The organism is Kaistia hirudinis, assembly GCF_014196455.1.
GTDB classification, from domain to species: Bacteria; Pseudomonadota; Alphaproteobacteria; order Rhizobiales; family Kaistiaceae; genus Kaistia; species Kaistia hirudinis.
The window spans coordinates 111,560-138,385 of record NZ_JACIDS010000001.1 but is presented as its reverse complement, the minus strand read 5'-3'; the positions used below and the strand labels follow the sequence as shown (position 1 = coordinate 138,385).

Below are 26,826 nucleotides of genomic sequence, written 5' to 3'. Positions count from 1 at the left end.
ACTACGAACACCTTGGCGCCGCCGCCGCTGGTGCCTTGCCGCCACGGGACAGGCAGCGTATTTCCTTCGAGGGCCTCTCCCGTTTCGAAGGATGACCGCTATGACAATCGTCCGAACCGCCGCAGCGGCGGCCGAAGTTGCGCGCGCGTTCGCTGCTCTGAAGGTCGAGCGCGATCGTGTCGAATCACGGACGATGCGGGAGATGTTCGCGGCGGACCCGTCGCGCTTCTCGCGGCTGTCGCTCGAAGTCGACGGCCTGCTGCTCGACTATTCCAAGAACCGCCTCGACGCGCAGACGCTCGTCGCGCTTCTCGGCCTCGCACGGGCAGCCGAGGTGGAGTCGCATCGCGACAGCATGTTCGCCTGCGAGCGAATCAACGTCACCGAGAACCGCGCCGTTCTCCATGTGGCGCTCCGCGCGCCAAAGGACGCCACCTTCATGCTCGACGGCGTCAACGTCGTCGACGAGGTTCAGTCCGTCCTCGAAGCGATGACCGATTTCGCGGAAGGGATCCGCAGCGGCGCGATCGCCGGCACCGGCGGCGCCTTCACCGACGTCGTCAATATCGGCATTGGCGGCTCGGATCTCGGTCCGGCCATGGTGACGCGCGCACTCAGCCCCTATCACGACGGCCCGCGCCTCCATTTCGTCTCGAATGTCGATGGCGCGCATATTCACGACACCATCGCGGGCCTCAACCCGGCGACGACGCTCTTCCTCGTGGCGTCCAAGACGTTCACGACCATCGAGACCATGACGAACGCGGCGACAGCCCGCCGCTGGATCGTCGATGCTCTCGGCGAGGCCGCAGTCGGCGCGCATTTCGCCGCCATGTCGACGGCACTCGACAAGGTCGCGGCCTTCGGCATCGACGTGAAGCGCGCCTTCGGCTTCTGGGACTGGGTCGGCGGGCGCTATTCCGTCTGGTCGGCCATCGGCCTGCCCGTGATGATCGCGATCGGCGCCAAGGATTTCCGCTCCTTCCTAGCCGGCGGCCACGCCATGGACGTGCATTTCCGCGACACGCCGCTCGACCGCAACCTGCCGGTCATCCTCGGCCTCGTCGGCATCTGGAACCGCAACGTCCTCGGCTTCCCGGCCAAGGCCGTGCTGCCCTATGACCAGCGCCTCCTGCGCTTCGCCGCCTATCTCCAGCAGCTCGACATGGAATCGAACGGCAAGCGCGTCACGCTCGACGGCTCCGCCGTGACCCAGCAGACGGGTCCGCTGGTCTGGGGCGAACCCGGCACCAACGGGCAGCATGCCTTCTACCAGCTGCTGCATCAGGGCACCGACGTGATCCCGGCGGATTTCCTCGTCGCGGCGACGCCGCACGAGGCCGACGACGTGCATCATCATCTGCTGCTGGCGAACTGCTTCGCTCAGACCGAGGCGCTAATGCGCGGCCGCACGACCGACGAGGCGCGGGCCGAACTCGCGGCCGAAGGCAAGGCCCCGGCCGAAGTCGAGCGGCTCGCCCCGCACAAGACCTTCCCCGGCAACCGGCCGACCAACACGATCCTCTACCGCCTGCTCGATCCCTTCACGCTCGGACGCCTCATCGCGCTCTATGAGCACACCGTCTTCGTGCAGGGCGCGATCTGGGGCATCGATTCCTTCGACCAGTGGGGCGTCGAGCTCGGCAAGCAGCTCGCGACCCAGCTTCTGCCCATGGTTGAGGGCAAGACGTCGCCCGATACCCGCGACGCTTCGACGGCTGGCCTCATCCGCGCGGTCCCGCGCATCAGGGGATAGCGGGCAAGACACGTTTCCACGGGCCGCCCTGTGAACGAGTTCACTCAACAGGACGGCCCGGTCGGATTAGAATCCGGATGTTCTTTGATTCGTCTGGATTTCTTTAGATCCCATGGAAATAGAGTTCTCAGATTTCGACCACTATGCGCGCACGGTCGCGGCCTATTACGGCCTGTCCGGCATCGCGATCCGCAACGCCACCAAGGCCGACTTTCCGCGTCTCGCCGAGATGCAGGTTGGCGCGCTCTGCGCCACCGGCCGTGACATCTACGGCGCCGGCAAGATCAAGCGTTACGTGGAGCGCCATCTCCGGCAGACGCTCCATCTCTGCTCGCTGCCCACCTTCTTCGTCGCGACCAAGGGCAATGAGGTGATCGGCTCGGGCGGCTGGAGCCGCATCCCGACCGCGCAGGGACGCGAACTGCCTTGCGCCGTTTGCTTCTATGTCGATCCGCGCTTCGCCCGGCGCGGCGTGGGGCGAAGCCTCCTCGCGATCACCGAGACGAGCGCCCGCAAGAGCCGTGTCGGAATCCTGTCGGCCTTCGCGCCGCTGCACGGGGCGGATCTCTTCCGTAGCTCCGGCTATTCGGCGAGCGACATCCTCCCGCTCGACCTCGGCGACGATTACAGCATGGATCTGCTGGTCATGCGCAAGCGCCTCACGGCCTAGCGGCGGCGCCCGCCTCAGGACGCGGCCTACGGCTCCTTGGCTGAGCGGTGGATGATGATGTGGTGGCCTTCGATCGAAAGCCGCCCTTCCTTGGTGAGCGCCCGGATCTGCTTGTTCACGGCCTCGCGGCTCGCGCCGAGCATCTGCGCCAAGGAACCCTGCGTCAGATCGAGTTCGACGACCGCGACATCCCGCTCGATGCGACCATGGATCAGCGCCAGTTGCCGCAGCAGCACCAGGAGGCGATGGCGGAGGTCATGGAAGACGGCGCGGTTGACCTGGTCATTGGTCTGCCGGAGCCGTTCGCAAAGGCTGAGCAGGATCTGGCGCTGCAGGCGCGAGGAAATGTCGAGCAGATTGAGGAAGGGCTGCCGCGGCACGAAGATGAGCTTCGTTTCGGTCAGCGTGGCTGCGCCGGCGCTTCGCGGCAGGCCGTCGATCAGCGCGATCTCGCCGATCACCTCGCCCTCCTCGAACAGCTGGATGGTCAGCTCCCGGCTGTCCTCCGCCGTCAGGAAGATGCGGACGATGCCGGCGGTCACACAATAGAGGCCGTCGGAATCGTCGCCCTGGGAAAACAGGAGCGACTCGGGCGGAAGCGTGGATACGCGCGAAATCTGCGCCAAGCGTGTCAGTTCGTCAGCGTCCAATCCATTAAAGAAACTGGTCCGGCTAAGCCAAGAAACAATCTCCGAAGTCTGCACCCATGCCTCCTCACCGGAACGCCAATCCGGACCACTGCCGCCCGCTTCATACGACGTTAGATTTTACTATATGATTGCACAATATCAGATGAATTGAGACGTCCATCTGTCGCGGCCCCGGATACTATGCTGGCGACGATGAAATGCCCGAGTTCCCGGGCAGGCACATCAGCCACGAGGCCAAGCTTCTTCGATACGGAGAGCGTCGCGATACCATGCAGCGAGGCCCATATTGCGACCACCGCTCGGCGGGCATCCGCGGGAGAACGATCGCCGAGCGCCGGACCAAGACGTCTTGCAGCATCGCCGATCAGCCGATCCAATTCCTGCCGGTACCAGTCGGGCAAGCCGACACCGTCCGGCAGACGGTGATCAAACAGCATCGCCCAGAGCCGCGGCGCGAGCTCGACGTAGTCGAAATAGGCATCCGTCATCCGGCGCGCCCGCGTCGAAGGATCGCCGCCTCCGACCTGCGCCAGCGCGGCACCGAGCCCCCGCAGGGTCTCGCCATTCACCTGAACGATGAGATCGTCGAGATTGGCGAAGAGATTGTAGATCGTGCCAGGCGCATAGCCGATGCGCTCCGCGACGCGGCGGACCGTCACGCCGCGCAGCCCCTCCTCCGACGCGATGGTCCGGGCAGCCGCCAGCGCAAGCTGCTTCAACTCTGCCGCGGAATGATCGTTTCGTCTGGCCACGCTCGTCGCTCATCAACGTCTGCGTGTGCAATAACATATATTGAACGATGTTCAAAACGGATATAGCCAATTGAACGTCGTTCAGATAAGAGTCGAATGACAGCTGGTCGAACGGGGAACAGCCATGCATGCCATCGATCAAGCCGGAAAGCCCGATGACGCTCCGTCGCTTCTCGCAACGCCCGGCTTCCTGCCGCTCTTCGTCGTGCAATGGTTCGGCGCCTTTGCCGACAATGCGCTGAAAAGCGCCTTCGGCTTCATGGTCGCCTATGGCGGTGCCGGCCTGTTCGGCCTGTCGCCTCAGGTGGCGATCACGCTCGGCGGCGCCGTGTTCATGCTGCCCTCCTTCCTGCTGTCGGGCATTTCCGGCCGTCTCTGTGACGCGGTCGACAAGAAGCTGGTCGTGCGCTGGACGCGGCTGCTCGAGATCGTGCTCGCCTTCCTCTCTTCGGCGGCGATCCTCACCCACTCCGCCCCGCTCGCCCTGCTCGGCATGTTCCTCTATTCGGTCCAGTCGACGATCTTCGGCCCGGCGAAATATTCGATCCTGCCGCAATTCGTGGCGCGTGAACGTCTCGTCGCCGCCAATGCGCTGTTCGAGGGCTCGACCTTCGTCGCGATCCTGGCCGGAACTCTGTTCGGCGGACTGACCGTCAGCCTGGGCGGCAGCTGGCTGACCGTCGCCGGCCTGTTCGCGGCTGCGCTGATCGGCGCCGGCGCCGCGTTCCTGGTCCCCTCCGCGCCGCCCGCGCCGGGCGCCCCGCCCTTCCGCTTCGATTTCATCGGCGCCAACAAGCTTGCCTTCGCGGCCGTGCGCCGCCGGAAATCCGTCTTCCTCGCCGTGCTCGGCATCTCCTGGTTCTGGATGATCGGGCTCATCGTGATGTCGGTCTTCCCGGATTTCGCCAAATCGACGCTGAAGGTCGACGAGATCGTCGCCAATCTGCTCGTCGGTGCCTTCGTCGTCGGTATCGCGCTCGGCTCCGCTGCTGCGTCCAAGGTCCTGGCCGGCCACATTTCCGCACGCCATACGCCGATTGGCGCGCTGATCATGGCCGCCTTCCTGTTCGACCTCTCGCATGCCTCGGTCCTGCTTGGCGCCGCGAACGAAGGCGTCGCGATCGGCCTGACGGACTTCCTGGGCAGCGTCGCGGGATGGCGGGTCGTGATCGACCTGATCGGCGTGGCGTTCGGCGGCGGCATCTTCACCGTGCCGCTCTACGCGATGCTCCAGTCGCGGGCCGAGCCGCAGGAACGCTCGTCGGCGATCGCCGGCAACAACATCATGAATGCCGGCACCATGGTGGCGGGAACGGTGCTCGCCGCCGCGCTGCTGGCGGCCGGCGTCACGACGCTGCAATTGCTCGTCGTGATCGGCATCGCCAATATCGGCGCGGCATTCGTCTGCCTGAAGTTCGTCCCCGACGAGGCGATCAAGTCGCTCGGCGGCGTCATTCTCCGCCTGCTGTTTCGCGCCCGTGTGAAGGATATCGAGAACTATGGCGAGGGCGATGACGCCGCGGTCGTCGTCGTCAACCACACCTCGTTCATCGACGCCATCCTGATCGGCTGCCTGCTGCCGGGCCGGCCGGTCTTTGCGATCAACACCTTCATTGCCGAGCGCTGGTGGGTGAAGCCTGCTTTCCTGTTCTTCGACCTCGTTCCGGTGGACCCGACCAGCCCCTTCACCGTGCGGCGCATGGTCAAGCTGGTGAAAGAGGGTCGTCGCCTCGTCATTTTCCCGGAAGGACGCATCACCGTCACCGGCGCGCTGATGAAGGTCTATGACGGCCCGGCCATGATCGCGGCGCTCGCCGACGTTCCCGTCATCCCGGTGCGGGTGGCCGGCGCGCAGTATTCGATCTTCTCGCGCCTCAAGGGCAAGGTGCATCGCCGTCTGTTCCCGGAGATGCACTTGGCGGTGCTGCCGAAACGCTCGATCGGGCTGACGCCGGGCCTTGTCGGCCGGAAGCGGCGGGCCGAGGCCGGAGCGCATCTGCAGGACATCATGACCGACATGGTGTTCGAGACCAGCCCGCCCGTGGAACCCCTCTTCGATTCGCTGGTCCATGCGCGGCATATGCATGGATCGCTGCCGGTTCTCGAAGACATCACGCGCACGCCGATCGGCTATACCGCCATTTTGCGCGGCGCCTTTGCGCTGGGGGTGTCGATTGCGCGGCGGAGCCGCAAGGGCGAGCGGATCGGGCTGCTGCTGCCGAACGCCAATGTCTCGGTCGTCACCTTCTTCGCCCTTCAGGTGACCGGCCGCATCCCGGCCATGCTCAATTTCTCTGCCGGCGCAGCGTCGATCCAGGCCGCGCAGGCGGCCGCCGAGGTGCGTCTCGTGCTGACATCGCGTCGCTTCGTCGATCAGGCACGACTTCAACCAATCATTGCAACCCTCTCGCAGAACAGCGAAATCGTCTTCCTTGAGGACATTCGCGGCGAGATCGGGACGGGGCGCAAGCTGCTCGCCATGCTCGGCGGACTGGCGCCGCTCTTCATGAGCCGGCTGCTCTTTTCCCGCCGGCAGGACGCCGAGGACGAGGCGGCCGTGCTGTTCACCTCCGGCTCCGAGGGCCTGCCCAAGGGCGTCTCGCTCAGCCATCGCGCGATCCAGGCCAACCGGCAGCAGATCTCCAGCGTGATCGACTTCTCGCGCGAAGATGTCGTGCTGAACGCCCTCCCCCTGTTCCATGCATTCGGACTGACGGCCGGCTGCCTGTTGCCGCTGATGTCCGGCGTCCGGCAGATGCTCTACCCCTCCCCGCTGCATTACCGCATCGTGCCGGAGATCGCCTATGACGTGAACGCCACGATCTTGTTCGGCACCGACACGTTTCTCTCGGGCTACGCCCGGATGGCGCATCCCTATGACTTCTATTCGATCCGCTACATCTTCGCCGGTGCCGAACGTCTGAAGCCGGAGACGCGGCGCATCTATGCGGAGAAGTTCGGTATTCGTATCCTGGAGGGATATGGCGCGACGGAGACGTCGCCCGTTCTCGCCATCAACACGCCAATGGCGAACCGTCCGGGCTCGGTCGGGAAATTGCTGCCGGGCATCGACCATCGCCTCGAACCGGTCGAGGGAATCACCGAAGGCGGACGTCTCGTCGTGCGCGGCCCGAACGTCATGCGCGGCTATTACCGCGCCGCCGCGCCGGGGGTGCTCGAGCCCCCGCCGGAGGGTTGGTACGACACCGGCGACATCGTGACGATCGACCCATCCGGCTTCGTGACCATCGCCGGCCGCGCGAAACGCTTCGCCAAGGTCGGCGGCGAGATGGTCTCGCTCGGCGCGATCGAGGATGTCGCGGCGACACTGTGGCCGAACCATGCCTCTGCGGCGGTGGCGGTGCCGAGCGAACGGCGCGGCGAGGAGATCGTGCTGGTGAGCGAGCGCCCCGGCGCGGTGCTGGCCGATTTCCAGCAGGCCGCCCGCCAGCGCGGCTTCTCCGAGCTCGCCATGCCGAAGCGGATCGTCGCGATCGAGCGCCTGCCGCTGCTCGGCTCCGGCAAGCCGGACTATCCGGCGATCGTCACCTTCGCTTCACCTCAACCGACGACGGCGGCGGTGTGAGCGCGTTGCGGCTCGACACTGCACGGTCGACCGACTAGAGTCCGCACATCGATTATCAGGCCCCGGGGGTTGGAAATGCGCGTCGCTGTCGTCTTGTTGGTCTCGCTGCTGGGGCTGGCCGGCTGTCAGTCGGTCTATCAGCAGGGCCAGACGGGCTCCTGCCAGCAGGCCAGCACCACTGTTGGCGGCCCCGTCATCTGCAACAACTGAGGCCCCACGGCCTCGTTCAATCCTGAATGAGCCCGCCGGACGCGGTTCCGGCGGGCTTTTTCTTGCCCGCGCGGCTGGATTTGCCGGCATCGGCACGAATCGCGACATCCACCGCCCGTAGCGCCCAGACGCGGAATTCGTCTGGCTCGTCGAACAGCCGCTCCGGCACGCGCCAATAGCTGGTCAGCGTGCGCCGACCATCCTTGGTGTCGTAGCTGAAGGGCGCGCAGCCCTCCGCCTCGAACGCCGACCGGCCCGCCTCGTCTGCCTTGAAGTGCAGGACCTCCCCGGCGACGAGGCCGAACATCAGCCCGTCGCGAAAAATGCCGAGCCCGCCGAACATGCGGCGGAAGCCGACGCGGCCGACCGGCTCGAACAGTTCCTCGAGGAATTCCCGGTCCGCGCTCATCGTCCGCCTCAATCCGCCAGCGTCAGTCCCATCTGCCAGAACTCCGCTTCCAGCCGCACGGCCTGACGGAAGATCTCCAGAAGGCGAGGATAGCGCGCCTCGGTCAGATAGTCGCGCGCCAGCCGCTCGATCTGGTCGAGGCTTTCCGCGGCGATCGCCTGATAGGCTTCGCCGGCATATTCGCGGATCCATGCCGCATAGGGATGGTTGTCATCGGCGAGGCGCGGTGCGCGCGAAGCCAGCGCCGTCCCGATCTCCGCATAGCCGACCACGCAGGGCGAGAGGCCGACCACGAGGTCGAGCAGATCACCGCGGAGGCCCGCCTCTTGCACGAAGCGCGTATAGGCGATCGTCGCGCGGGCAGCCGGTGCCGCTTCGATGGCGGCGGCGTCGAGCCCCCAGCCGGCGCAGAGCGTCAGATGGAGATTGGTCTCGGCAAGGATGGCCTCGACACCGGCGGCGGCCTTCCGCATCTCCATCAGGTTCGGCGCCTTGTAGACGCCGATCGCATAGGCGCGGGCGAATTCGATCAGGAACAGATAGTCCTGCACCAGATAGTGCCGGAAGCTCTCGGCCGGCAGCGAGCCGTCGCCGAGGCCGCGCACGAAGGGATGCTCGACATAGGCGGCCCATTCCGGCGCGGCATCGCGCTTCAGGCGATCGAACAGTGACGTCATGGCTCCAAACCGGCCCGCCGAGCCGGCCCTCCTGCGCGAGTCGATGGTGAAGCCCCGCTCCTACCCCGTTTGGCTGGCAGGACCAACCCCGCCGATCAGCCGCGCCGCCCTTTCGCGGAAGTCGTCGGCAACATCGGCGATCGAGATCGCGCCGAAGCGCGCGAGCAGGAGCGACCGCGCCGCCTGCAGCGCCTCGTCCAGCGCCGCATTCACCGCCTGCTCGACCAGGCAGCGCGGATCGTCGTCGGAAGGACCGATGGCGAAGAGCGAGGGCTCGCCGACGGCGCGGTAAACGTCGAGCAGCGTGATCTGGTCCAGCGGCCGCGCCAGCGTCCAGCCCCCGCCATGCCCCTTCTCCGAGCGCACATAGCCGCTTTCGCGCAGGCCGCCCATGGTTCGCCGCACGACGACCGGATTGGTGCCGAGCATCAGAGCGATGCCTTCGGAGGTCATCGGCCCTTCGTGATCCGCCATGTGGATCAGCACATGCAGCATCCGGGAAAGCCGACTGTCGCTGCGCATGATGCCCTGCCTTCCAATGCCCCAAGACGGGCACCGCGCCCTATCTCGCAACAATACGAGTTGCATATCAGCGACCGTCACCGCAATATGGAACTTATGAAGATACATGACATGGCACGCGGGACATTGCGTCCCGGCGCGCCGGATAAGGAGAATGCCCTCATGCAACATGACGTCATTATCGTCGGCGGCAGCTTCGCCGGCCTGTCCGCGGCGATGCAGCTGGCCCGCGCGCGGCGCAAGGTCCTGGTCATCGACTCCGGCCTGCCGCGCAACCGCTTCGCCGTGGCGTCCCATGGCTTTCTCGGCCAGGACGGCCGCACCCCCGCCGCGATCCGCGACGAGGCGCGGCGCCAGCTGGCCGCCTACTCGACCGTGACGTTCATCGACGACGAGGCGATCAAGGCGGAGCGCGTGGAGGGCGGCTTTCTCCTCACGCTGCGCGGCGGCGGACAGGAGAAGGGGCGCCTGCTCGTGCTGGCAACGGGCCTGCGCGACGAGTTGCCACCTATTCCCGGGCTTGCCGAGCGCTGGGGCCGCACGGTGCTACACTGCCCCTATTGTCACGGCTATGAGATCGGCGAGGGTCGCAGCCTCGGCGTTCTCGCGAATGGCCCGCATGCGGCGCACCAAGCCGCCCTCGTCGTCGATTGGGGCGCCGTGACGCTGTTCACCCAGTCCATCTTCGAGCCGGACGCCGAGCAGCGAACCCTTCTGGAGGCGCGCGGCGTCGCGATCGAGCGCAGCCCCGTCACAGCGCTTGTCGGGGACGCGCCCAATCTCGAGGCGGTGCGCCTCGCGGATGGAAGGGTGGTTCGCGTCGATGCGCTGTTCACGGCGCCGACGATCCATATGGCGAGCCCGCTCGCCGATCAGCTCGGCTGCGCGTTCGAAGACGGCCCGATGGGGCTGATGATCAAGGTCGATCCGATGAAGGAGACCAGCGTTCCCGGCGTCTTCGCGGCCGGCGACGCTTCGAGCCCGATGCACAATGCGACCCTCGCCTCGGCCGCCGGCGTCATGGCCGGCGTTGGCGCGCACCGCTCGCTGATCATGGAGGCAGTCGCGCGGCGCTGAGGCGCATGCGCCCAAGCGGCGGGGGCGCGATTACCCCGCCGCGTTTGACGCGGCGGCCATGTCGGCCGGCTTCAGCATCACGGATTCGCCGCAGCCGCAGGCCGAGACCTCGTTCGGGTTCTTGAACACGAAGCCGGAGCGCAGCTTGGTCGTCTCGAAATCCATGACGGTACCGAGCAGGAACAGCACGGCCGAGGGGTCGACGAACACCGCCGCGCCATTCGCCTCGATGCGCTCGTCCTTGGGATCGGCCTCCTCGACCGGCTTCATGGTGTATTCCATGCCGGCGCAGCCGCCCTTCTTGACGCCGATGCGCAGGCCCAGCACCGGCCGATCGGAATCCTCGACGATCTCCCGGATCCGCTCGGCGGCGGCCTCGGTGAGCGACATGACGGCAAAGCGCGGACGAGCGCCCATGGCAGTGTCTCCTGGTTCGGCGCAAGCGCCGTCGGCTAGTCCCTCGGCCAAGCGGCCCTTTCACCTCTCCCAGAGGGAGAGGTCGGACCGCAGGTCCGGGTGAGGGGTTACGGCCCTCTCCGGAGAATTCCCCAACCCCTCACCCGCCACACTGCGTGTGTCGACCTCTCCCTGTGGGAGAGGTGAAGGACCAGACCTATGCACGCGCCGAACGACGCATCTTCACCCTAAGATCGTGCATCCCCGGCCCTTCGGCAAGGCATGACGCCTACTTAGGAATCGTTCGACCAAATCCCCGGCGTCGCCAGTTCCACGACATGGCCGTCCGGGTCATTGAGGTAGAGGCTGTGCCCGCCTTGCGGCCAGGCCATTTCAGCGGTGATCGCGACGCGCCGCTGCTTCAGATGGTTGCGCCAGTCGTCGAGCGCGCTGGCCGGAATGCGGAGCGCGAAATGATAGGGACCGGAGCCGTCATGCGCCGGGATCCTGCCGCCGGGAAGCACGATGTCGTTCGGCGTGCCGCCCTGGAGAAAGATCAGCAGCACGCTCGCCGGCCCGGCATTGAGCGCCACGAGGCGATCGTCGCCGAGGAGGCGCGACAGGCCGAGAACGTCCTCGTAGAAGGCGGCCGCGCGCGGCACATCCGCGACATAGATCGCCGTTTCGAGCACGCCGGTGATCGGCGGAACCGAGCGCCCCATCGAAGCCTCAGTACCAGTCGAGCGCGACGCGCGCCTCGTCCGACATGCGGTCCTGCGACCAGGGCGGATCGAAGGTCATGTTGACGTCGACGCGGCCGATGCCGGGGATGGCGCCGACGGCGTTCTCGACCCAGCCCGGCATTTCGCCGGCAACGGGACAGCCCGGCGCCGTCAGCGTCATGTCGATCGCGACATTGCGGCCGTCGTCGATGTCGACCTTGTAGATCAGGCCGAGCTCATAGATGTCGGCCGGGATTTCCGGGTCATAGACCGTCTTGAGAGCCGCGATGATGTCGGCCGTCAGCTGCTCGAGTTCCTCCGGCGGAATCGTCGAGGGGGCGGCCAGCGGCAGCTCCGCGCCATCCGCCGGATGGGCCGCGTCTTCGGCGGGCTTGGCGGCGTCGTCCCCGATCAGCGTGTCGTCGGACATGGTCTTTCCTCAGGCAAAGAAGGCGCGCGCTTTGATCAGCGCATCGGCGAGGCGGTCGACCTCTTCATGCGTGTTGTAGAGACCGAAGGAGGCGCGGCAGGTCGACGTGACGCCGAAGCGCGTCAGCAGGGGCTGCGCGCAATGGGTCCCGGCGCGCACGGCAACGCCTTCGCGATCGATGATGGTCGAGACGTCATGCGCATGGGCGCCCTCCATCTCGAAGGCGATGATAGCCCCCTTGTCCTTCGTCGTCCCGAAGATCCGGAGGCTGTTGATCGCCGAAAGCCGCTCCGTGGCATGAGCGAGCAGGCTCGCCTCATGCGCGGCGATCTTCTCGCGGCCGATCGCCTCCACATAGCGCAGCGACGCGCCGAGGCCGATCGCCTCGACGATCGGCGGCGTGCCGGCCTCGAAGCGGTGCGGCGGCTCGGCATAGGTGACGAAATCCTCCGTCACGTCGCGGATCATCTCGCCGCCGCCCAGAAACGGCGGCATTGCCGAGAGGAGCGCCTTCTTGCCGTAGAGCACGCCGATGCCGGTCGGGCCATAGAGCTTGTGACCGGTGATCGCGTAGAAATCGGCATCGAGGTCACGGACATCGACGGGCATATGCACGGCCGCCTGGCTGCCATCGACCAGAACCTTGATGCCATGCGCATGCGCGATGCGGATCACGTCCTTGACCGGCACGACCGTGCCCGTGACGTTGGACATATGCGTGATCGCGACGATCTTGGTGCGCGGCGTGATCAGCTTCTCGAATTCATCGAGCAGGAACGTGCCGTCCTCGGCGATCGGCGCCCATCTGATCACCGCGCCCTTGCGCTCGCGCAGGAAATTCCACGGCACGATGTTGGAATGATGCTCGAGGATCGAGACGATGATCTCGTCCCCTTCCCCGATGTCCTGGCCGAGCGAGGACGCGACGAGGTTGATCGCCTCGGTCGAGGATTTGGTGAAGATCACCTCGTCGACCGAGCCGGCATTCAGAAAGGCGCGCACGGCCTCGCGCGCATCCTCATAGGCCTCGGTCGCAGCGTTCGAGAGGAAATGCAGCCCGCGATGGACGTTGGCATACTCCTCCGTATAGGCCTTCATCACCGCATCGAGCATCGCCCGCGGCTTCTGCGCCGAGGCGCCATTGTCGAGATAGACCAGCGGCTTGCCATAGACGGTCCGCGCCAGGATCGGAAAATCCCGGCGGATGGCGTGGACGTCGTAGGGGGCACTTGATCCGTCGATCGAGATCATCAAGCACCTCCAATCAAGAGACGCGCTCCAGAAATGATCAATTCGATTACCTTGTTAGCCCAATACATCGTGAAGGCCGTCGCTGCCAGGGAGCCAATTACGAGAAATCCAACAATATAAAATTTAGAAAAACTGAGATCAATGATAGAGTTTGTCAAAAACCCAAGTGGAGCAACACCAGAAATATTCATTGCAAAGTTCTTGTATCCATCGACGAATCCTTCATCGATTCTCGATAATACAAATATTCCTAAAACGCTTAGCGATGTAAGAATGGCGAATATTAAAGATGAAAATGAAAGTGACGCAATATATTCGTATATATTAGGATTTATCTTCACGATCTTCAGGAATGCCAACAAAAACGATGCCATGACAAAAACGAATACGGCATACGCCAGTCCATAGATGATAAAATAGACAATTGTCGCTAATGGTTCTCCCGATGACTCGAACGAGTAGACGGGGCCGATACGAGCTACACTCCAGCGAGAAATGACGGCCGCAACAGCGACCAACGCGACGCTGAAAGCAAACAGAATACCCAAGTCATTGCGACTTAGGGTCGACGTGGTGACGGCGCGCCGAGGAGACAAAAATCCCCTAAGTCCCGAAATGACAACGCGCCGGATGGACATCGTCAAACAGTCCCATTCGCGGAATTACCCCGCCGCGCGAGCCAATCCACGGCCACCTTCTCGAACGCTTCGCCGATCGCCTCGTCGCCCAAGCCTTCGATGGCTTCGGCGAGGAAGGCGGTGACGAGCAGCGTTTCGGCCTCGGCCTTCGGGATGCCGCGCGAGATGAGATAGAACAGCAGGTCCTCGTCGACCTCGCCCGACGTCGCGCCATGGGCGCATTGCACGTCGTCCGCGAAGATCTCGAGTTCCGGCTTGGCGGCGAAGGTCGCCTCCTCGGAGAGGAGCAGGCCCTGCGTCATCATGCGGGCGTCGGTCTTCTGCGCGCCGGGGCGCACGATGATGCGGCCCTGGAAGATGCCGTCGGCACGCCCGTCCATCACCGCCTTGAAGCGCTCGCGGCTGGAGCCGTTCGGCACGGCGTGATCGACGCTGAGCAGGATGTCGGCATGCTGCTTGCCGCCGATCATGGTCGCGCCGAAGAGGCCCGCGCGGGCCTGCTCGCCGGCGAAGGTGACGAAGCTCTGTGCGCGCGCGATCGCGGCGCCGGTCATCAGCACGAGATGATCGAAATTCGCCTCGCGGCCGATCGTGACGGCGAGCGAGCCGATATGGAGTGCGGCGTCGCCCTCGGCCTGCAGCTTGGCCCAGACGACCTTGGCGCGGTCGGCGACGCTCGCCTCGGTGACGATATTGGCCTGGTACGCGCTGCCGGCGCGGCCGACATGGCTCTCGATGATCCGCACCGAGGCGCCCTCGCCGACGCGCACGGCGTTGCGGACATAGGCGCCGACGGCGGAGGTCGTCACATGCGCGATCTCGATCGCCCGCGCGATCGCGACGCCCGCCGGCACGTCGATCGCGACGCCGCCGGACATCAGCGCCGCATTGAGCGACACCATCGGGTCGTCGATCCTGGCGAACGCGGTGCCGATGCGCGGATCGTCGGCCTCCATCAGCGCGGCCATCGGCTGCACCGCGACGCCGTCGAGGCCGGAAAGATCCGACAGCTCCGGCCGGTAGACGCCATCGACGATAACGAGGCGCGCGCGGTCGAGGCCGGGCAGCGGATCGGCGAATTCGGCTCCATCGGACGGCGCCTCGCCGGCGAGCGGCGGCACGGCGCGGACGAGCGCGCGGAGGTCCGTATAGCGCCAGGTCTCGACGCGGCGATGCGGCAGGCCCGCCGCCTGGAAGGCTGCAAAGGCGGCGTCGCGCGCGGCGGCCATGCCCGGCCCGCCCGGCAGGCGGGCGCGCGCGGCCTGATATTCCGCGGCGAAGGTGTCTTCGGCCTGGGTGCGCAGGATGCGCGGCTCGGCGTTCATGGCTGCCACTCCCGCCTCAGGCCGCCGCGCCGACATAGTCGGCATAGCCCTTGGCCTCGAGTTCGAGCGCCAGCTCCGGCCCGCCGGAGCGCACGATGCGGCCGGCCGACATGACATGCACGACATCCGGCACGATATGGTCGAGCAGGCGCTGGTAGTGCGTGATGACCAGCATGGAGCGCTTGGGCGAGCGCAGCGCATTGACGCCGTCCGAGACGACGCGCAGCGCATCGATGTCGAGGCCGGAATCCGTCTCGTCGAGGATGGCAAGCTTGGGCTCCAGCAACGCCATCTGCAGGATCTCGTTACGCTTCTTCTCGCCGCCCGAGAAGCCGACATTGAGCGGCCGGCGCAGCATTTCCTGCGTGACGTTCAGCTTCTCGGCGGCGCCCTTCACGCGGCGCATGAAATCGGGCGTCGTCAGCTCGGCCTCGCCGCGCGCCTTGCGCTGCGCATTGAGCGCGGCCTTGAGGAAGGTCATGGTCGCGACGCCGGGGATCTCCAGCGGATACTGGAAGGCGAGGAAGATGCCGAGCGCGGCGCGCTCCTCGGCCGGCTTGTCGAGGATCTCCTCGCCGTCGAACAGGATCTCGCCTTCGGTGATGTCATAGCCGTCGCGGCCGGCGAGGACATAGGACAGCGTCGACTTGCCGGAGCCGTTCGGCCCCATGATCGCGTGCACCTCGCCGGTCGGCACTTCGAGGTCGACGCCGCGCAGGATCTGGCGATCACCGACCGAAGCATGGAGGTTCTTGATCTTCAGCATCTTCTTCTTTTCCGTATCTTGCGCGCCGGTCCGTCGCTCGTTTCCCGCGCCGTCGTCCCGGTGCCGCTAGTGTGCGCTGTGCGTCTTGGACGAATTAGCCGACCGAACCCTCGAGGCTGATCGAGATCAGCTTCTGGGCCTCGACGGCGAACTCCATCGGCAATTGCTGGATGACGTCCTTGACGAAGCCGTTCACGATCAGCGCCACGGCTTCCTCCGAGGAGAGGCCGCGCTGCATGCAGTAGAAGAGCTGGTCGTCGGCGATCTTGGACGTCGTCGCCTCGTGCTCGAACACCGCGCTCGCATTCTTCGATTCGATATACGGCACGGTGTGCGCGCCGCATTTATCGCCGATGAGCAGCGAGTCGCAGTTCGTGAAGTTCCGCGCGCCGCTGGCCTTGCGATGCGCCGAGACGAGGCCGCGATAGGTGTTGTCCGAGCGGCCGGCAGCGATGCCCTTCGAAATGATCCGGCTCTTCGTACGCTTGCCGAGATGGATCATCTTGGTGCCGCTATCGACCTGCTGATAGCCGTTCGAGACCGCGATCGAATAGAATTCGCCCTGACTGTCGTCGCCGCGCAGGATGCAGGACGGGTACTTCCAGGTGATCGCCGAGCCGGTCTCGACCTGCGTCCACGAGATCTTCGAGCGCGCGCCGCGGCAATCGCCACGCTTGGTCACGAAGTTGTAGATGCCGCCCTTGCCGTCCTTGTCGCCCGGATACCAGTTCTGGACCGTCGAGTACTTGATCTCGGCGTCCTCCAGCGCGACCAGCTCGACGACCGCTGCATGCAGCTGGTTCTCGTCGCGCATCGGCGCCGTGCAGCCTTCGAGATAGGACACATAAGCGCCCTTCTCCGCGATGATCAGCGTGCGCTCGAACTGGCCCGTGTTCTTCTCGTTGATGCGGAAATAGGTCGAGAGCTCCATCGGGCAGCGGACGCCCTCCGGCACGTAGACGAAGGACCCATCCGAGAAGACGGCCGAATTCAGCGTCGCGTAGAAATTGTCGGTCACCGGGACGACGGAGCCGAGATATTTCCGCACGAGCTCGGGATATTCGCGCACCGCCTCGGACATCGAACAGAAGATGACGCCGGCCTTCTTCAGCTCTTCCTTGAAGGTGGTGACCACGGAGACGCTGTCGAACACGGCATCGACGGCGACGCGGCGATCCGAGGCGCCTTCGACGCCGGCCAGGATCTCGCGCTCGCGCAGCGGAATGCCGAGCTTCTCATAGGTCGCCAGCAACTCCGGATCGACCTCGTCGAGCGACTTCGGTCCCTTGGTGCTCTTCGGCGCCGAATAATAATAGAGATCGTCGAAATCGATCTTCGGGTAATGGACGCGGGCCCAGGTGGGCTCGTTCATGGTCAGCCAGCGACGATAGGCGTCGAGCCGCCACTCCAGCATCCATTCGGGCTCGTTCTTGCGAGCCGAGATGTAACGGACAATGTCCTCCGAGAGCCCCTTGGGCGCCCGGTCGGACTCGATATCCGTCACGAAGCCATATTTATACTGGTCGACGTCGATCCGGCGAACCTGATCGACCGTCTCCTGAACCGCAGCCATTTCCTACTCCATCCACAGCGGTTTCAAGGACCGCGGGTTGAGCATCACGCAGCCCGTGTCACGGCCGGCGCGCGCCGCTCCATGACACGTCTCCACGCTTCGGTAAACTTAAGTATGTCTTTTTCGCCCGTTTCCCAGCCGAATGAGACACGCACCGCCGATTTCGCGACCGAATCCGCCAGATTCATGGCCTTCATGACATGCGAGACGCCGACCTTGCCCGACGAACAGGCGGAACCGGCCGAAATCGCCACGCCTTCGAGGTCGAGCGCGATCACCAGCGTCTCGGCCGAGAAGCCCTCGGCCGCGAGGCACAGCGTCTGCGGCAGCCGCTCGGCGCCTGCGCCCACCACGATCGCCGGCGCAGCCGAAGCCGCAATGCGATCGCGCCAGCCGCGCCATTCCTCGGCCCGGGCGAGATCCGCGACCGCCGCTTCCGCCGCAGCCCCGAAGGCCACGATGGCCGCGACATTCTCGGTTCCCGCGCGGTGACGCTTCTCCTGGCCGCCGCCCGTGACGAGCGGCAGCGGACGCACGAGATCGCCGCCGAACACGATCGCGCCGGCGCCCTGCGGCCCGCCAATCTTGTGCGCCGAGAGCGTGAGCAGATCGACGCCGAGCGCGCCGATATCGATCGGAATGCGGCCCGCCGCCTGGATCGCATCGGTATGCACCAGCGCGCCGAAGGAGCGCGCGAGCGCCGCGACCGCCGCGACGGGCTGGATTGTGCCAGTCTCGTTATTGGCCAGCATGAGCGAGACGAGCGCCCGCTCGCCGGCCTTGGCAATTGCCGAAAGTTCGGCGCCTAGCGCCTCCAGATCAATGACGCCGTCGCCATCGACCGGAATGCGGATGATCTGGTCCTCGGCAAACCGCCCGCCCGCCAGCACGGAGGGATGCTCGCTCGCGCCGACCAGCAGCCGGTCGATCGCGATCTCGGTGGCCCCGAGACGCATCCGCGGCGAAAGCACGGTGGCGTTGGCCTCGGTCCCGCCGCTGGTGAAGACGACATTCTCGGCGCTCGCGCCGACAAGGGCGCCCACCTGCCGCCGCGCCCGCTCGATCCGGGCCCGCTGCGCGCGTCCCTCGGCATGCACGGAAGACGCATTGCCACGGGCGGAGAGCGCCTCGATCAATGCGTCGCGCGCCTCCATCCGGAGCGGCGCGCCCGCATTATAGTCGAGATAGATCCGCTCGCTCGCCAATCACGAACTCCATCGCGAGGCGCCGCCATCGCATTATGCTTGAAATCGGCACCCCGCCTCATGCTAAAAGGCCGGCTTCCCGGCGGAAGCATCCGTCGATTTCGAACTATTCTAAACTGTTCTAGAAACCCTGAGGTTCAGAGTCAAGTTCGGCTCTGGCTGGCCATAAGGCGGGTTTCGGCAGCTGTCGAGAGGTTGGTAGCCGTTCATGCCCGAAATCATTTTCACCGGTCCCGCGGGCCGCATCGAGGGCCGCTTCCAGCCTGCCAAAGCGAAGAACGGACCGATCGCGATCATCCTTCATCCGCATCCGCAATTTGGCGGAACGATGAATAACGCGATCACCTACCAGCTCTTCTACATGTTCGCGAAGCGCGGCTTCGCCGTGCTGCGCTTCAATTTCCGCGGCGTCGGCCGCAGTCAGGGCGAGTTCGACCATGGCGAGGGCGAATTGTCCGATGCCGCCTCGGCGCTCGACTGGGCGCAGACCGTTCATCCCGACGCGCGCGCCTGCTGGGTCGCGGGCTTCTCCTTCGGCGCCTGGATCGGCATGCAGCTTCTGATGCGCCGCCCGGAGATCGAGGGCTTCATCTCGATCGCGCCGCAGGCGAACCTCTACGACTTCTCGTTCCTCGCGCCCTGCCCCTCCTCCGGCCTGATCATCCATGGCGACCAGGACAAGGTCGCGCCGCCGAAGGATGTCCAGACGCTGGTCGACAAGCTGAAGACGCAGAAGGGCATCATCGTCGAGCAGCAGATCATGCCCGGCGCCAACCATTTCTTCGAAGGCCAGGTCGAGCCGCTGATCGAGAATTGCGGTGCCTATGTCGACAAGCGCCTCGCCATGATCGAGGCGGCGTAAGGCTCAATCGGGAAGGCGTCAGCCGGCGGAGGCGGGTATCTCTTCAGCCGCGCCAGAAGCGTCGCGCCCTCCGACACGCCCTCCGTTGTCATCGCCGGGCTTGACCCGGCGATCCAGCGTTGCCGCCCGTCCCGAAGGAAGGCTGGATTGCCGGGTCGAGCCCGGCAATGACAGTGGCTGCGGATTCGTTCGCGGCCAACGAGCCAGAACGCCGGTCCGTTTCGGCTACCCGGCCTGAGGATGCTCGTCCGGCACGGCGGCCTCGTGCCCCGTGCCCTTGATCTTCGGAACCGGCGGATACTCCGGCGCGACGAGGCCGGCCGAGATGACGAGCTTGGCGCCGTCCTCGATCGACATGTCGAGCTCGATCAGCTCGCTGCGCTTCACGAACATCATGAAGCCGGCCGTCGGCGCGGGGCTCGGCGGCAGGAACACCGTGACCCATTCCTCGCCATCCTCGCCGAGGCGCTGGCGGATCTCGCCCTTGGTCTCCGTCGCGACGAAGACGATGCACCACACGCCCTTGCGCGGGAATTCCATGAGCGCGGTCTTGTGGAACGACTTGCCCTTGCTGGAGAGCACCGTCTCGAACAGCTGCTTCAGCGCGCTGTAGAGATTGCGCACCAGCGGCGTGCGGCCGACCAGCTGCTCCGAGAGGCCGACAATGCTGCGGCCGACGAAATTCGCCGTCAGGAAGCCGAGCAGCGTCAGCCCGATGACCGCGACCAGAACGCCAAAGCCGGGCACTGAGAAGGGCAGATAGGAATCGGGCGTATATTCGCGCGGGATCACCGGCTTCACCCAGCCGTCGATCCACTTGATCAGCGCCCAGGTCAAATAAATCGTGATCGAGATCGGCGCCGCGATCACGAGGCCGGTCAGGAAATAGTTGCGCAACCTCTTCGCGAAGCGACCGCGCCGCGACTCGAATACCGGAGGAAACTCGGGGCCGTCGAGACTCATGCCGCCTCCCTCGTCATCCAGCGATGATCGCACCGCATTATGACGCGTCGAGGAAGGATGACCAGCGCTTGACCGGAAACGAATCGCCCGAATAGGAGGCAGGATTGATGCTCTTGCCGACATATGTCAGGATCGCCATATGAGAGCGGTCCGCATCGAGCATCGCAAGCTGTTCCTCGATGGCGGCGCGATCGTGGAGATCAAGATCTGGCGCCTGCCGCTGGCGACGGCGGAGCGTCCCCACGGGCTCAAATATTCGCTCTTCTATGGCAGGCCCGGCGAGCGGATCGTGGGCTATGACAACGAGGCCGGCAAAGGCGACCATCGGCACTATCGCAATGTCGAGGAGCCCTATGCCTTCCGCGACTTCGAGACACTTCTCGCCGATTTCTGGCGCGATGTGAGACGGGAGCTTGGACATGAGCGAGATGAAGCTGACGATCGAGAGCCTTGACCGGTTCGCGGCCGACACGCTCGACATGGCACGGGCGCTCGATCGGGGCGAGCGGAGCGAGCACGGGCCTGTGTTTGCGTTCGAGAGCGTCGAGGGCCTGCTCAGCACGCTGACGTCCAATCGCTGGGCTGTCCTGCGCACCCTTCGGCAAAGAGGACCGAGTTCGATCCGGGCGCTGTCGCAGGCGCTGGGCCGCGACTACCGCGCCGTGCATGCCGACGTGACGGCCTTGCTCGGCGCCGCCCTGATCGAGCGCGACGCCGATGGGCGGATCTTCGTGCCCTGGACGCGGATTTCGGCCGAATTCGATCTCGAAAGCGCGGCCTGAACCGCCCTACTCCACCGTCACGGACTTGGCGAGGTTGCGCGGCTGGTCGACATCCGTGCCCATGATCACGGCCGTGTGGTAGGCGAGCAGCTGGACGGGGATCGCGTAGACGAGCGGCGTGACGGCGGCCGGCATGGCGGGCAGCACGATCGTCTCGACCGTATCGATCGCGGCGGCGTCGCGGCCGGCCGGATCGGTGATCAGGATGATGCGCCCGCCGCGCGCCGCGACTTCCTGCATGTTGGAGACGGTCTTCTCGAACAGGCGGTCATGCGGCGCGATGACGACGACGGGCATCTCCTCGTCGATGAGCGCGATCGGCCCGTGTTTCAGTTCGCCCGCCGCATAACCCTCGGCGTGGATATAGGAAATCTCCTTGAGCTTCAGCGCGCCTTCGAGCGCGATCGGATAGGAGGTGCCGCGGCCGAGATACAGGCAGTGCCGCACCTTGGAGAGCTCGCGCGCCAGCGCCTCGATCTGCGGCTCGAGCTTCAGCGCCTCGTGCATCAGGCGAGGAACCTCGGAGAAGGCCCGGACGAGACTCGCTTCCTCGGTCCCCGACAGCACGCCCCGCGCCTTGCCGGCGCCGATCGCCGTCGCGGCCAGAACGGCGAGCTGCGCTGTGAAGGCCTTGGTCGAGGCGACGCCGATCTCCGGCCCGGCGAGCAGCGGCAGCACGACATCCGCCTCGCGAGCGATCGTCGATTCCCGCACATTGACCACGGCGGCGATTCTCTGGCCCTCGGAGCGGGCATAGCGCAGCGAGGCGAGCGTGTCGGCCGTCTCGCCGGATTGCGAGATCACCATGGTGATCCCGTCCTTCGACAGCGGCTGCTCGCGATAGCGGAACTCGGAGGCGATATCGATGTCGACCGGGAGCCGCGCCAGCCGCTCGAACCAGTATTTCGCGACGAAGCCGGCATAATAGGCCGTGCCGCAGGCGGTGATCGCGAGGCGGTCCGCTTTCGCGAAATCGAGGCCTTCGGGAAGGCGCGCCTCGCCCCTGGCGAGATCCAGATAATGCGCCAGCGCATGGCCGACCACTTCCGGCTGCTCGTGGATCTCCTTCACCATGAAATGGCGGTGATTGCCCTTGTCGACGACATAGGTCGTGCCCTGCGAGCGCGTCACGGTGCGCTCGACGGCCTTGCCGGCCTCGTCGAACACCTGGGCGCCGGACCGCGTCAGCACGACATGGTCGCCATCGTCGAGATAGGCGATCTCGTCCGTGAACGGCCCGAGCGCGATCGCGTCCGACCCGAGGAACATCTCGCCCGCGCCATAACCGACCGCGAGCGGGCTGCCGCGGCGCGCGCCGATGATGAGATCGTCTTCGCCCTCGAACAGGAAGGCGAGCGCGAAGGCTCCCGTGAGGCGCGGCAGCGTCGCGGCGACCGCCTCGTGCGGCGTGGCGCCGGCCTCCATCAGGACCGTGACGAGATGCGCCACGACCTCGGTGTCGGTGTCGGACGAAAAGCGCCGGCCGGCCGCTTCCAGCTCGGTGCGTAGCTCGCGGAAATTCTCGATGATGCCGTTATGGACGACGGCGAGGCGCTCGGTCGCGTGCGGATGCGCATTGCGCTCCGACGGCGCGCCATGCGTCGCCCAGCGCGTATGCCCGATGCCTGAAATGCCGAGACGCGGCGCGGCGGCGAGCTTTGCTTCCAGATTGCGCAGCTTGCCCTCGGCGCGCAGCCGCTCGAGCGAGCCCCGCTCCAGCGTCGCGATGCCCGCCGAATCGTAACCGCGATATTCGAGCCGCTTCAGCGCATCGACGAGCAGCGGCGCCACCGGTGTCAGGCCGAGAATGCCGATGATGCCGCACATGCCGATCCGTTCCCCGTTCCGCACCCCGATTCTACGCGACGATGCTTAACGCCCCGCCGCAAGACGCGGAAATCACGTCGCGTTTCGATTGGTTACGCGCCGCATCAAACCCGCGTCCGTTTCATCGTCGCCTTCAGGGCGCGGAAGTTCGTGGCCCAGCCGGGCTTTTCCACCTGGCGGGCGCGGCCGAGCGCGAGGGCGTCCGGGGCGACATCGTCGGTGATGACGCTGCCCGAGCCGACGAAGGCCCCGTCGCCGATCGTGACGGGGGCGACGAGCGCGCTGTTCGAGCCGATGAAGGCGCCGGCGCCGATGACGGTCAGCGCCTTGTCGAAGCCGTCATAATTGCAGGTGATCGTGCCAGCGCCGATATTGGCGTCCGCGCCGACCTTGGCGTCGCCGATATAAGTCAGATGGCTGACCTTGGCGCCGGCGCCGATCGCGGCGTTCTTCACCTCGACGAAATTGCCGACCTTCGCTCCTTCGGCAAGCGCCGTTCCCGGCCGGAGCCGCGCGAACGGGCCGACATTGGCGCCCGAGGCGACGCGCGCGCCTTCAAGATGCGAAAAAGCGTGGATCACCGCGCCGCGCTCCACGGTGACGCCGGGCCCGAACACGACATTCGGCTCGATCGTCACATCGGCCTCCAACGCCGTGTCATGCGAGAAGAACACCGTTTCCGGCGCAATCAGGCTGACGCCGGCGAGCATCGCCGCCCGGCGCGCGCGCTTCTGCCAGACCGCCTCGACGGCGGCGAGCTCGATGCGCGTATTGACCCCCGCCACCTCCTCCGCATCCGCCTCGATGGCGATGACCGGCAGGCCGCGCGCGTTGGCGATCTCCACGGCGTCGGTCAGGTAGAATTCGCCCTTGGCATTGTCGTTGCCGATCGCCGTGAGAAGGTCGACCAGGCCCGCGCCCGCGAACGCCATCAGCCCGGCATTGCAGAAGCCGATCGCCTTCTCGTCCGTGCTCGCATCCTTCTCCTCGCGGATCGCGACAAGACGGCCGTCCCGCTCGATCAGGCGGCCATAGCCGGTCGGATCGGCCGGACGGAAGCCGAGCACGACGATGGCCGCGCCCTTGGCGAGTTCCGCGCGCAGCCGGGCCAACGTTTCGGCGCGGACCAGCGGCGTGTCGCCATAGAGCACGAGGACATCGTCGGCGCCCTCGTCGAGCGCGGCGCGCGCGGCGAGCACCGCATGGGCGGTCCCGCGCCGCTCGGTCTGCTCGAACAGCGCTGTGCCCGGCGCCCGCTTGGCGACGAAGCTCGCCACCGCGTCGGCGCCCGGCCCGACCACGGCCGCGAAGCGCTCGATCCCGGCGGCGCGCGCCGAGGCGAGCACATGGCCGATCATCGGCAGGCCGGCGACGGGATGCATGACCTTGGGCAGGGAAGAGCGCATGCGCGTCCCCTCCCCGGCGGCGAGCACGACCGCGAGCGAGCTTCGATTTGCCATGGCGCCATCCCTCCGGCCTTCGATCGGGCTGAAGGATTGCGCGATCGGAGGCAGCCCGGTCAAGACGGCTCAGCCGATCTGCTGCAGCGCCGGGAACATCTCGAGCAGGAAGAAGGAGATCCGCGTCATCTGGCCGGTGAGGAACAGAACGCCGGTCAGGACCAGGAAGCCGCCCATCACCTTCTCGACCTTCGGCATATGGCGGCGGAAGCGGCGCATATGGGTGATGAAGGTCTCGGCGAAGGCGGCGGCGATCATGAACGGGATGCCGAGGCCGAGCGAATAGATCGCGAGCAAGCCGGCGCCGCGGCCCACCGTCTCGGTCGAACCGGCGACCGCGAGGATCGCGGCCAGTACCGGGCCGATACAGGGCGTCCAGCCAAAGGCGAAGGCGAGGCCGAGCACATAGGCGCCGAGGAGGCCGGCCGGCTGGTTGTCGACGCGGATGCGCGCCTCGCGCTGCAGGAAGCCGAAGCGGAACAACCCGAGGAAATGCAGCCCCATGACGATGATCACGAGGCCGGCGACGATCGCGAAGATGTCCTGATAGCGCGCCACGAGCCGGCCGAAGACCGAGGCCGTCGCGCCGAGCAGCACGAACACCGTGGTGAAGCCGAGCACGAAGGCGGCCGAGGAGCTGATCACGATCCGGCGCACCCGCCGCTCGGCGAGGCCGTCCGTCACCTCTTCGAGCGTCAAGCCCGTGACATAGCAAAGATAGGGCGGAACCAGCGGCAGGACGCAGGGCGAAACGAAGGAGAGCAGGCCCGCGATCAGCGCGCCCCAGAGCGTCACGTCGGATGTCATTGCTGCCGGATCGGTCCCTTGCAGCCGGCAGGGCGCCGGCCGCGCCTTTATAGGCGAAAGGCGCGCCGAAGGGAGTAACGGATCTGCGAGTGCGACGCGAGGTGGCAGGCGGGAAAGGTCGGAGCGCGTTCGAGCGGCCCGGAGGCTTCTCTTCGCCTCTCCTAGAGAACGCCTCTGCTGGCGTCAGTTCAAGGACCGGCCCCATACTCCGGCGTCATCCCGGGCTTGACCCGGGATCCATGCAGCCGAGACGCCAGACAATGAGCCGCCTCAGGCTGAATGGATCCCGGCGTCCGCCGGGATGACGGCGGATTGGATCCGCGGCGGGTTCAGGACCTGAGGTTCAGAACTCCACTCACAGGAAGTCACATCGGCGCGGTGAGAATGCCGACCCAGCGATCCCTCCGCAACCCGCAACCATTGCCCCTTGGCGGCGGCATGGCGTTCCGATAGATGGCTTGAAGGTGCGTCGAAAGGACCTTCTCCATGATCGTGAGCTGCGGCGAGGCATTGATCGATTTCCTGCCGGTCAAGGATGTCGAGGGTCGCGACAGCTACCACCCCAAGGTGGGCGGCTCGCCCTATAATGTCGCGCTGACGACCGGGCGCCTCGGCGCGCCGTCGGGCTTCCTCGGCGGCATCTCGACCGACTTCTTCGGCGAGATGCTGGCAGCCGAGCTCGAACGCAGCGGCGTCAGCCTCAAATATGCCGGGCGCTCGGCGCGTCCGACGACGCTCGCCTTCGTCAGCCTCGCGCATGACGAGCCGCAATACGCCTTCTTCGACGAGAACACGGCCGGACGCCTGCATGATCCGGCGCAGCACGCGCCGATCGGCGACGAGGTGCAGGCGCTGCATTTCGGCTCGTTCACGCTGGCGACCGAGCCTTTCGCCAGCCGGCTCGAGGCCGTGATGATGCAGAACCGCGGCAAGCGGGTCATCTGCTACGATCCCAATGTCCGCCCGACGCTGATCACCGACCGGCCGGCCTTCGAGGCGCGCGTCAAGCGCTTTGCCCATTCGGCCGACATCGTGAAGATCTCCGGCGCGGATCTCGACTGGCTGCATCCCGGCGAAGCGACGGAAGAGATCGCGGCCGGCTGGCTCGCCGGCGGCGCCGGGCTGGTCGTGGTCACGCGCGGCGGCGCCGGCGTTACGGCCTATTCGCGCAGCGGCTCCGTGTTCAGCCCGGTCGTGCCGGTCAAGATCGCCGATACGGTCGGCGCAGGCGACAGCTTCACCGGCGGCCTGCTGGCGCGCCTTGCCGAAAAGGGCCTGCTCAAGAGCAGCGCGCTGCGCACGATCGGCCATGATGCGCTGAAGGACGCGCTGGATTTCGCCAACCGCGTCGCCGCGATCACCTGCTCGCGTCCGGGCGCCGACCCGCCCTGGCGCCGCGAGCTCGCCCTCTGAGCTGCGGCCCCGGAACACGGCGCGTAGGCAACAAAAAAGCCCGGCTTTGCCGGGCTTTGCGATCTTCGGGGGGCAGCGCCAGGCGCTGCCTCGCCGA

The 26,826-nt window shown here is 66.1% G+C and carries 27 protein-coding genes; 9 read left to right on the top strand and 18 right to left on the bottom strand.

Annotation, left to right across the window (positions count from 1 at the left end; translation table 11 throughout):
• The first annotated feature begins 100 nt into the window (after nucleotides 1-100).
• Nucleotides 101-1,756 (top strand): glucose-6-phosphate isomerase, encoded by a 1,656-nt coding sequence (gene pgi, locus GGR25_RS00690; protein WP_183396817.1) that lies wholly within the window; start codon nucleotides 101-103, stop codon nucleotides 1,754-1,756.
• A 112-nt stretch (nucleotides 1,757-1,868) separates the two neighbouring features.
• Complete coding sequence (locus GGR25_RS00685; RefSeq protein ID WP_183396816.1) at nucleotides 1,869-2,426, top strand: GNAT family N-acetyltransferase; 558 nt, start codon at nucleotides 1,869-1,871, stop codon at nucleotides 2,424-2,426.
• A 26-nt stretch (nucleotides 2,427-2,452) separates the two neighbouring features.
• Here the strand turns inward: GGR25_RS00685 and GGR25_RS00680 are convergent, their stop codons facing one another.
• Both GGR25_RS00680 and GGR25_RS00675 read right to left on the bottom strand, forming a co-directional pair.
• On the bottom strand, nucleotides 2,453-3,052 hold the full coding sequence (locus GGR25_RS00680; protein ID WP_183396815.1) for a Crp/Fnr family transcriptional regulator: 600 nt from the start codon (nucleotides 3,050-3,052) through the stop codon (nucleotides 2,453-2,455).
• Nucleotides 3,053-3,186: 134 nt separating this feature from the next.
• Nucleotides 3,187-3,795, bottom strand: coding sequence for a TetR/AcrR family transcriptional regulator (locus GGR25_RS00675; protein ID WP_183396814.1), 609 nt, complete (start codon nucleotides 3,793-3,795; stop codon nucleotides 3,187-3,189).
• Between the two features lie 157 nt (nucleotides 3,796-3,952).
• Between GGR25_RS00675 and GGR25_RS00670 the strand changes: the two genes are divergently transcribed.
• Both GGR25_RS00670 and GGR25_RS24870 read left to right on the top strand, forming a co-directional pair.
• Complete coding sequence (locus GGR25_RS00670; RefSeq protein ID WP_183396813.1) at nucleotides 3,953-7,414, top strand: acyl-[ACP]--phospholipid O-acyltransferase; 3,462 nt, start codon at nucleotides 3,953-3,955, stop codon at nucleotides 7,412-7,414.
• A gap of 75 nt (nucleotides 7,415-7,489) precedes the next feature.
• On the top strand, nucleotides 7,490-7,624 hold the full coding sequence (locus GGR25_RS24870) for a hypothetical protein (RefSeq protein WP_281378525.1): 135 nt from the start codon (nucleotides 7,490-7,492) through the stop codon (nucleotides 7,622-7,624).
• Nucleotides 7,625-7,640: 16 nt separating this feature from the next.
• Here GGR25_RS24870 and GGR25_RS00665 read toward each other — a convergent pair whose 3' ends face one another.
• Genes GGR25_RS00665 through GGR25_RS00655 form a run of 3 tightly spaced genes read right to left on the bottom strand, consistent with a single transcriptional unit; the run spans nucleotide 7,641 to nucleotide 9,232 of the window.
• The gene (locus GGR25_RS00665) at nucleotides 7,641-8,033 is read right to left on the bottom strand and encodes a TfoX/Sxy family protein (RefSeq protein WP_183396812.1); all 393 of its coding nucleotides are present in this window, start codon (nucleotides 8,031-8,033) and stop codon (nucleotides 7,641-7,643) included.
• Between the two features lie 8 nt (nucleotides 8,034-8,041).
• Nucleotides 8,042-8,710: a thiaminase II gene (tenA, locus tag GGR25_RS00660; RefSeq protein WP_183396811.1), complete on the bottom strand. Its 669-nt coding sequence runs from the start codon at nucleotides 8,708-8,710 to the stop codon at nucleotides 8,042-8,044.
• A 60-nt stretch (nucleotides 8,711-8,770) separates the two neighbouring features.
• The gene (locus tag GGR25_RS00655; RefSeq protein WP_183396810.1) at nucleotides 8,771-9,232 is read right to left on the bottom strand and encodes an Rrf2 family transcriptional regulator; all 462 of its coding nucleotides are present in this window, start codon (nucleotides 9,230-9,232) and stop codon (nucleotides 8,771-8,773) included.
• 162 nt (nucleotides 9,233-9,394) lie between these two features.
• On the opposite strand from GGR25_RS00655, the gene GGR25_RS00650 reads away from it, so the two are divergent.
• The gene (locus GGR25_RS00650) at nucleotides 9,395-10,309 is read left to right on the top strand and encodes an NAD(P)/FAD-dependent oxidoreductase (RefSeq protein ID WP_183396809.1); all 915 of its coding nucleotides are present in this window, start codon (nucleotides 9,395-9,397) and stop codon (nucleotides 10,307-10,309) included.
• A 30-nt stretch (nucleotides 10,310-10,339) separates the two neighbouring features.
• Here the strand turns inward: GGR25_RS00650 and sufA are convergent, their stop codons facing one another.
• The 9 genes from sufA to GGR25_RS00605 form a co-directional block, all read right to left on the bottom strand.
• On the bottom strand, nucleotides 10,340-10,726 hold the full coding sequence (sufA, locus tag GGR25_RS00645; protein WP_183396808.1) for a Fe-S cluster assembly scaffold SufA: 387 nt from the start codon (nucleotides 10,724-10,726) through the stop codon (nucleotides 10,340-10,342).
• A 272-nt stretch (nucleotides 10,727-10,998) separates the two neighbouring features.
• Entirely contained in the window at nucleotides 10,999-11,427 is a 429-nt protein-coding gene (locus GGR25_RS00640) for a VOC family protein (protein ID WP_183396807.1), read from the bottom strand.
• A gap of 7 nt (nucleotides 11,428-11,434) precedes the next feature.
• A complete protein-coding gene (locus GGR25_RS00635) occupies nucleotides 11,435-11,857 on the bottom strand; it encodes an SUF system Fe-S cluster assembly protein (RefSeq protein WP_183396806.1) in 423 nt (140 codons plus the stop codon).
• A 9-nt stretch (nucleotides 11,858-11,866) separates the two neighbouring features.
• Nucleotides 11,867-13,108, bottom strand: coding sequence for a cysteine desulfurase (locus tag GGR25_RS00630; protein WP_183396805.1), 1,242 nt, complete (start codon nucleotides 13,106-13,108; stop codon nucleotides 11,867-11,869).
• Nucleotides 13,108-13,746: a hypothetical protein gene (locus GGR25_RS00625; protein ID WP_183396804.1), complete on the bottom strand. Its 639-nt coding sequence runs from the start codon at nucleotides 13,744-13,746 to the stop codon at nucleotides 13,108-13,110. Before GGR25_RS00625 ends, GGR25_RS00630 begins: the two co-directional genes overlap by 1 nt.
• 2 nt (nucleotides 13,747-13,748) lie before the next feature.
• Complete coding sequence (gene sufD / locus GGR25_RS00620; protein WP_183396803.1) at nucleotides 13,749-15,071, bottom strand: Fe-S cluster assembly protein SufD; 1,323 nt, start codon at nucleotides 15,069-15,071, stop codon at nucleotides 13,749-13,751.
• Nucleotides 15,072-15,087: 16 nt separating this feature from the next.
• Nucleotides 15,088-15,837 (bottom strand): Fe-S cluster assembly ATPase SufC, encoded by a 750-nt coding sequence (gene sufC / locus GGR25_RS00615; protein WP_183396802.1) that lies wholly within the window; start codon nucleotides 15,835-15,837, stop codon nucleotides 15,088-15,090.
• A gap of 94 nt (nucleotides 15,838-15,931) precedes the next feature.
• On the bottom strand, nucleotides 15,932-17,410 hold the full coding sequence (gene sufB / locus GGR25_RS00610) for a Fe-S cluster assembly protein SufB (protein WP_183396801.1): 1,479 nt from the start codon (nucleotides 17,408-17,410) through the stop codon (nucleotides 15,932-15,934).
• A gap of 44 nt (nucleotides 17,411-17,454) precedes the next feature.
• Nucleotides 17,455-18,615 carry a cysteine desulfurase family protein gene (locus tag GGR25_RS00605; RefSeq protein WP_183396800.1) on the bottom strand — a complete coding sequence of 387 codons (1,161 nt, stop codon included), beginning with the start codon at nucleotides 18,613-18,615 and terminating at the stop codon, nucleotides 17,455-17,457.
• A 208-nt stretch (nucleotides 18,616-18,823) separates the two neighbouring features.
• Here GGR25_RS00605 and GGR25_RS00600 point away from each other — a divergent pair, with 208 nt between their 5' ends.
• A complete protein-coding gene (locus tag GGR25_RS00600; protein ID WP_183396799.1) occupies nucleotides 18,824-19,477 on the top strand; it encodes an alpha/beta hydrolase in 654 nt (217 codons plus the stop codon).
• 225 nt (nucleotides 19,478-19,702) lie between these two features.
• Here the strand turns inward: GGR25_RS00600 and GGR25_RS00595 are convergent, their stop codons facing one another.
• Entirely contained in the window at nucleotides 19,703-20,440 is a 738-nt protein-coding gene (locus tag GGR25_RS00595; protein ID WP_183396798.1) for a DUF502 domain-containing protein, read from the bottom strand.
• Nucleotides 20,441-20,579: 139 nt separating this feature from the next.
• Here GGR25_RS00595 and GGR25_RS00590 point away from each other — a divergent pair, with 139 nt between their 5' ends.
• Nucleotides 20,580-20,894: a toxin-antitoxin system TumE family protein gene (locus GGR25_RS00590; RefSeq protein ID WP_183396797.1), complete on the top strand. Its 315-nt coding sequence runs from the start codon at nucleotides 20,580-20,582 to the stop codon at nucleotides 20,892-20,894.
• Nucleotides 20,860-21,222 carry an HVO_A0114 family putative DNA-binding protein gene (locus GGR25_RS00585; RefSeq protein ID WP_183396796.1) on the top strand — a complete coding sequence of 121 codons (363 nt, stop codon included), beginning with the start codon at nucleotides 20,860-20,862 and terminating at the stop codon, nucleotides 21,220-21,222. Before GGR25_RS00590 ends, GGR25_RS00585 begins: the two co-directional genes overlap by 35 nt.
• A 6-nt stretch (nucleotides 21,223-21,228) precedes the next feature.
• Here GGR25_RS00585 and glmS read toward each other — a convergent pair whose 3' ends face one another.
• From glmS to GGR25_RS00570, 3 genes are all read right to left on the bottom strand, one after another.
• Nucleotides 21,229-23,049, bottom strand: coding sequence for a glutamine--fructose-6-phosphate transaminase (isomerizing) (gene glmS, locus GGR25_RS00580; RefSeq protein WP_183396795.1), 1,821 nt, complete (start codon nucleotides 23,047-23,049; stop codon nucleotides 21,229-21,231).
• 104 nt (nucleotides 23,050-23,153) lie between these two features.
• Nucleotides 23,154-24,509, bottom strand: coding sequence for a bifunctional UDP-N-acetylglucosamine diphosphorylase/glucosamine-1-phosphate N-acetyltransferase GlmU (gene glmU, locus GGR25_RS00575; RefSeq protein ID WP_183396794.1), 1,356 nt, complete (start codon nucleotides 24,507-24,509; stop codon nucleotides 23,154-23,156).
• A gap of 69 nt (nucleotides 24,510-24,578) precedes the next feature.
• Nucleotides 24,579-25,316, bottom strand: a complete 738-nt coding sequence (locus GGR25_RS00570) for a cytochrome c biogenesis CcdA family protein (RefSeq protein ID WP_183396793.1) — start codon at nucleotides 25,314-25,316, stop codon at nucleotides 24,579-24,581.
• 486 nt (nucleotides 25,317-25,802) lie between these two features.
• On the opposite strand from GGR25_RS00570, the gene GGR25_RS00565 reads away from it, so the two are divergent.
• The gene (locus GGR25_RS00565; protein WP_183396792.1) at nucleotides 25,803-26,729 is read left to right on the top strand and encodes a carbohydrate kinase family protein; all 927 of its coding nucleotides are present in this window, start codon (nucleotides 25,803-25,805) and stop codon (nucleotides 26,727-26,729) included.
• Nucleotides 26,730-26,826: the final 97 nt, after the last annotated feature.